Source organism: Peterkaempfera griseoplana (genome assembly GCF_001418575.1).
GTDB classification, from domain to species: domain Bacteria; phylum Actinomycetota; class Actinomycetes; order Streptomycetales; family Streptomycetaceae; genus Peterkaempfera; species Peterkaempfera griseoplana.
In genome coordinates this window covers 1-1804 of record NZ_LIQR01000658.1, presented here as the reverse complement: position 1 = coordinate 1804, position 1804 = coordinate 1, and the positions used below count along the sequence as shown (strand labels likewise).

Here is a 1804-nt window from a genome sequence, read left to right as displayed (position 1 = left end):
GTTCCCGGCGGGGGTGGTGATGGTGTCGGTGGTCATGGTGGTGTCACGCCCCTGCCTGGGTGAGGCCGGCGACGTCCTTGCCGGCGACGGCGGCGACGGGGCCGTTGTCGGTGGGGATGTCGTCGTGGTACTCGAGCTGCTGCCTGCGGCTGGCGATGAGGCCTTCGGGCCGGAAGCGCATCAGCAGGACGAGGGCGACGCCGAAGCCCAGGAGCTGGTAGTTCTGCAGGAATTGGAATTTGGCGGGGATGAGGTAGAGGAGGCTGGCGCCGAGCAGGGGTCCGCTGATGGTGCCCATGCCGCCGAGGACGACGGCGGCGAGGAGGAAGGCGGAGTTGGGGGGTACGGGGCCGGCGAACTGGTACTGCTCGGGAACGACGGTGAAGGTGACGTGGGCCTGGACGGTGCCGGCGAGGCCGGCGAGGCCGGCGCCGAGGGCGAAGGCGAGGAGTTTGAGGCGGAAGCCGTTGATGCCCATGGCGAGTGCGGCGGTTTCGTCCTCACGGATGGCGATCCAGGCGCGTCCGATGCGGGAGTTGCTGGCGCGGCTGAAGACGGTGACGACGACGACGGTGAAGAGCAGCATCAGCAGGTAGTAGTTGGCGAACCTGCCGAGGGTGATGCCGCCGATGTCGTGGGCTGCGCCGAAGTTGAATCCGAACATCTCCAGGTCGGGGATGTCGTGGATGCCGTTGGGGCCGCCGGTGAGGTTGGGGCCGGAGCTGCCGTCCATGTTGAGGACGGCGATGCGGAAGATCTCTCCGAAGCCGAGGGTGACGATGGCGAGGTAGTCGCCGCGCAGTCGCAGGGTGGGGGCGCCGATGAGGACGCCGAAGATCATGGCGGCTGCGGCGCCGGTGAGGACGGCGGCCCAGAAGGGGAAGTGGATGCTGTGGAAGCGGGAGGAGGTGGAGCCGGAGACCAGTGCGGCGGCGTAGGCGCCGACGCCGAGGAAGGCGACGTAGCCGAGGTCGAGGAGTCCGGCGAGGCCGACGACGACGTTGAGGCCGAGGGCGACGGTGGCGAAGATCAGGATGTTGACGCCGATGGTGGCGTACTGGTCGTCGGTCTGGGTGAAGGGGAAGGCGGCGGCGGCGGCGAAGGCGGCTGCGACGGCGACGGGCCGCTGGTGGGTGGTGATGGCGGAGAGGCGGGCGAGGATGCCGGCCTGGCCGAGGGCTACGAAGGCGAAGACCGCGGTGATGAGGAACCCGGCGAAGAGTTCGGCGTAGGTGGTGTCGATGCCGTAGGTGAAGACGCCGAGGGCGACGGCGTAGGCGGCGATGACGATGAGGATCTCTGCCCAGGAGTCGAGCGGCCTGGGGGCCTTGAGGGGGCGTTTGGCGAAGGAGATCCGCAGGGCCAGGGCGCGTGCCGGGTGGTTGGCGGTCTGCTCCTTGGGGTGGCGGTCCAGGGGGAGGCCGAGGGCGCCGAGGAGGAGGACGAGGGAGGCTGCGCCGGCGACGTAGCCGCCGGGTTCGAGGTTGACGATGCCGCCGAGTTCGGTGGTGATCGCGATGAGGGTGTACCAGGTGGTGGCGAAGGCGCCGGCGGCGAGGAGGGCCACGGCGTTGTCGGAGCCGGTGGGCAGCAGCCAGCGCAGGCCGCGGACGCGGTAGGAGGCGGCGGTGTAGAGCAGGGCGAGCAGGGCTGCGACGAGGGTGAGGACCTGGAGGCCGCCGGGGTAGCCGGTGACGGTGAGGTCGCCGGGGAAGTCGGTGGTCCAGGTCCAGGCGAGGAAGGTGGAGGCGGCGGTGGCGAGGGCGCCGACGGCGGTGGCGGCGCGTGCCGCGGTGGGCGGGAG

At 70.6% G+C, this 1804-nt stretch carries 1 protein-coding gene; it reads right to left on the bottom strand.

What is annotated here, in order from left to right:
• Nucleotides 1-43: 43 nt before the first annotated feature.
• The coding region (locus AOK09_RS34935) for a branched-chain amino acid ABC transporter permease (RefSeq protein WP_055591219.1) at nt 44-1804 on the bottom strand (1761 nt) is incomplete at its 5' end.